This window comes from Streptomyces sp. NPDC055078 (assembly GCF_053607985.1).
Window position 1 is genome coordinate 1 of the sequence record NZ_JBSGUP010000742.1, and the last position, 3,884, is coordinate 3,884.

General features: G+C 71.8%; 3 protein-coding genes. All 3 read right to left on the reverse strand.

The features are described 5' to 3' along the window. Nucleotides 1–1,199: hypothetical protein (locus tag ACWF94_RS35820; protein WP_453498521.1), on the reverse strand; the 1,199-nt coding region annotated here is incomplete at its 3' end. A 486-nt stretch (nt 1,200–1,685) separates the two neighbouring features. Continuing rightward, on the reverse strand, nt 1,686–2,933 hold the full coding sequence (locus ACWF94_RS35825) for a sugar ABC transporter permease (RefSeq protein ID WP_453498523.1): 1,248 nt from the start codon (nt 2,931–2,933) through the stop codon (nt 1,686–1,688). Beyond that, complete coding sequence (locus ACWF94_RS35830) at nt 2,926–3,831, reverse strand: ATP-binding cassette domain-containing protein (protein ID WP_453498526.1); 906 nt, start codon at nt 3,829–3,831, stop codon at nt 2,926–2,928. The genes ACWF94_RS35825 and ACWF94_RS35830 overlap by 8 nt, the downstream gene beginning before the upstream one ends. Nucleotides 3,832–3,884: the final 53 nt, after the last annotated feature.

Below are 3,884 nucleotides of genomic sequence, written 5' to 3' on the forward strand. Positions count from 1 at the left end.
TCCGTCAGGGGCGTGAACGGGTTCGGGGTCCCGCCGGTCCAGCGGTGCAGTTCCACGCTGCCGCGCTGGCGGATGACACCGCCGTCGTCGACCGTGCCCGCACGGGCGACGTAGTAGCGGCCGTCGTCGAGCGAGATCAGCCCGTACTGCCCGGCCGACTCGTATCCGTACACCCCCGACTTCGTGTCGTGCAGCCCCTGGGGCAGCAGGGAGAGGATCCGCCCGTACTCGGGCCGGTCCTGGCCGCGCACCGGGCCCCAGTGCGGACGCTGCGAGCCGTCGAGGACGAAGAGGGAGTAGTTGGGGAACGCGGCCTTCTTGCCCTTGTACGCGGCCATCAGCCAGTTGCCGCTGTGGGCGTCGTACTCCAGATTCTGCACACCGTAGGTGGTGTTGCCGGTGTACGCGAAGAACTTGCCCTGGTGGCGGGCCGGTCCGCTGGTGTGCGGGGCGCTCTCGGTGAGCGGCTGCTCGTACTTCCGCCAGGACCGTACGTCGTACTGGAGCAGCACCTGGTGGTCGTTGTCGGCGCGGCCGGTGTTCGAGTAGATCCCGTACGCGACCGTGAGCTTGGCGGAGCCCCTGCCGTCCAGGTCGGGGCCGAAGGCGACACCGTCGATCCCGCTGCATCCGTACCGGTGGTCGGGGGTGTCGGCGATGTTGCCGTCGAAGACGCCGTCGCCGTTCATGTCGGCCGTGTAGTCCTTCACCACTTCCTTGAGATGGACGGTGGTGACCACTCCCGTGGTCTGGGCGTCCATGTTCATCCGGGTGATGCGGTCCCCGTCGAATATGGCGATGTAGAACGCCTTCGCCGCCTTGTATTCGAGGGAGCCGTACACCCGTCCGTCCCGCCGGTCGAAGTCCAGATCGCCGAGGTGTCCGGTGAAGCCGGTGACGGAGCCCAGCGGCTTGCCCCGCAGATCGGTTTTCACCAGGAGGTTGGTGAAGGAGAAGTACATATGGCCTTTGCGGCGGTCCACGGCCGTGCCCTGGAGGTGTCCCGACTGCCAGGCGCCGCCGTCGATGGTCGCGGGCAGTTCACGCGGGCCGGCCGGCCGGTCGGAGGCGGGCGCGGGGGCGTTCGGTCCTTCGGGCTGCGTACGCGCCTGGGCGGTGCCGGCGCCCGCCAGGACCGCCGACAGGACGGCCGAGGAGGTGAGCAGGGCCGTCAGTCGGGCGCGTGGATGCCTTCGCATGGTTCCTCCGGGGGTGGTGGGCCTGGTGGGTGGCGAGAGGTTGGGGGTGGGGGGTGGGGTTTCCGAGCCTCGGGGGTCGAGGTCACACGGGCGTGCACGGCAGGCCAGCACCGGATGAACGCGTGCCATCCGAGCGGCACGGTGTGGCACAGTGCGGCACGGTGAGTTGTCCCGGCCGCCCGCGCGACCGGCCTCCTGGGGCGGGCAGTCGCCGGGCGGTGGGCGGAGCGGGGCGGGGTGCCGAGCAGCGCGGGTGCCTGCGCGGACCGGGCGTGAGGGGCATGTGTCACCGCGCCCGCGCGGCGCGGACACGGTGGCGTCGCGCGGCTCGCGCCCGGTCGCCCTCCCCGACACCCGGCGGTCACCCGGCGGTCGCGACGCGGGCGGATACGGCGGTCGCGGCAGCCGGTCACGCGGTGTGGATACGGTCGCGGCGGCCCGGGCACACGGCTCGGCGGCCTGCGGCCGGGCCCGTCGGCTGCCGCGTCAGGCCCGCCCGTGGGCGACCCGGGAGCGCCGGGCGACCGAGTCGAGGGCGACCGCCAGCAGCAGCACCCCGCCGGTGACCATGAAGCGGTAGGCGGAGTCGAGGTTCAGCAGGGTCAGCCCGCTGGAGATGGACTGGATCACCAGGACGCCGAGCAGCGCGGCGAACGCGCTTCCCCGGCCGCCGAACAGACTGGTGCCGCCGATGACGGCCGCGGCGATGGCGTTGAGGTTGACGTCTCCGCCGCCGGTGCTCTGATTGGCCGCGGCCAGCCGGGAGGCCGCCAGGATTCCGCCGACCGCGGCGAGCGTGGAGCACAGGATGAACGACGTGGTGAAGACGGCCTTCACATTGATGCCCGCGCGCCGGGCGGCCTCGACATTGCCGCCGACCGCGTACATCGACTTCCCGAACCGGGTGCGGGACAGTCCGTAGTGCATCACCAGCACCAGGGCGAGGAAGAACACGAACATCCACCCCACGCCCCGGTCGCGGTTGAGGTACCACACCGCCCCCGAGAGCCCGGCCAGTACGGCCAGGCTGCGCGCCACGAGCAGTTGCCCCGAGGTGGCGGGCAGACCGGCCCGGCGCCGCTCGGCCGCGCGCGCCCGGCCCGTCGCGTACAGCGTCACCGCGCCGAGCGCGACCAGGGTGTACGCCAGCCAGGGCGGTACGAAGTCCAGTTGGGCGAAGGTCACCAGGCCGGAGTCGAAGGGGAGGTTGATGGAGCCCTTCGCGCCCAGGATCCACAGTTGCAGTCCGAGGAAGCCGAGCAGTCCCGCGAGGGTGATGACAAAGCTCGGCACCCCGAGCCGGTTGTAGACCTGTGCGTAGAACCAGCCGACCGCGCAGCCGCTCGCCACGGCGGCCAGGACGGCGAGCCAGGCGGGCAGTCCCCGGTCGACGAAGAGCACGGCGAGGACGGCGGCGCTGAGTCCGCTCATCGAGCCGACCGACAGATCGATCTGGCCGACGAGGAGCACACAGACGATGCCCAGGGCGATGACTCCGACGGGGACGCTTTCGAGCGCGAGATTGGTGAGGTTGGCGCTCGACAGGAAGATCGGGTTCAGGATCTGCATCACGGTCCAGATCACGACGAGCCCGGCGACCACGGGGGCGATCCCCAGGTCACCGCCGCGCAACCGGTCGGTGATCGCCGTCAGGGCGCCGCGCGCCCCTCGCGGGGCCGGCGGTTGTTCCGGCCCGCCCGCTCGCAGGTCCGGCGCGGCGGCCAGTTCAGTCATGGTCGGCTCCCCTGTCCGTGGCGGCGCTCTGGACTGCTGTGGCGGCGCCCGGCCCGTCACCGGTACGCGCCGCTCCCCCGGGTGGGTCCGGTACCGCGGCCCGGGGCGCCCGTCCGGCGCGGCGGGTCACGACGTTGTCCGTGGCGCCGGTGATGGCCGCCACCAGATCCGACGCGGTCGCGTCGGCCGCGTCGAACACCCCGTTGTTCCGGCCCAGGCGCAGCACGGCCACGGTGTCGGCGACGGCTTTCACATCGGCCATGTTGTGGCTGACCATGATGATGCCGAGCCCGCGTTCGCGGAGCCGCTCGATGAGGTTGAGCACCTCGGCCGTCTGAGCCACGCCGAGCGCCGCGGTGGGCTCGTCGAGGATGATCACCTTCGGTTCGCCGAGCAGGGAGCGGGCGATGGCCACCGTCTGCCGCTGGCCGCCCGACAGGGCCGCGACCGGAACGCGGACGGACGGAATCTTCGCCGAAAGCTCGCCCAGCAGGGCGCGCGAACGCACCTCCATGGCCACATCGTCGAGGCGGAAGGCGCGCAGTTCGCGGCCGAGGAAGAGGTTCTCCACCACGTTCAGGTTCTCGCACAGGGCGAGGTCCTGGAAGACGGTCGCGATGCCGAGTTGCTGGGCGGCGGCCGGGGACGGGATGTGCACGGTCTCCGAGGAGAACCTGACGGATCCGGAGTCGGGTGGGTGTACGCCGGAGAGCACCTTGACCAGGGTGGACTTTCCCGCGCCGTTGTCGCCCACCAGGGCGACGACCTGGCCGGCGGCGACATCGAGGTCGACATCGGTGAGCGCGGCGACCGCGCCGAAGGACTTGCTGATCCCCCGCAGGGAGAGCAGCGGATCCCCTCGCCCCGGCTGAGGCGGCGGGAAGGACTCAGTGGACATGGCGAACCTTCGAGGCAGGGAGGTGAGGCTCGGGCGGCCCGCGCGGGTGCGGG

What these genes read in the sequence shown, in the direction of transcription:
- ACWF94_RS35830 (WP_453498526.1), bottom strand. Translation starts at nt 3,831, where the DNA reads ATGTCCACTGAGTCCTTCCCGCCGCCTCAGCCGGGGCGAGGGGATCCG.
- ACWF94_RS35825 (WP_453498523.1), bottom strand. Translation starts at nt 2,933, where the DNA reads ATGACTGAACTGGCCGCCGCGCCGGACCTGCGAGCGGGCGGGCCGGAA.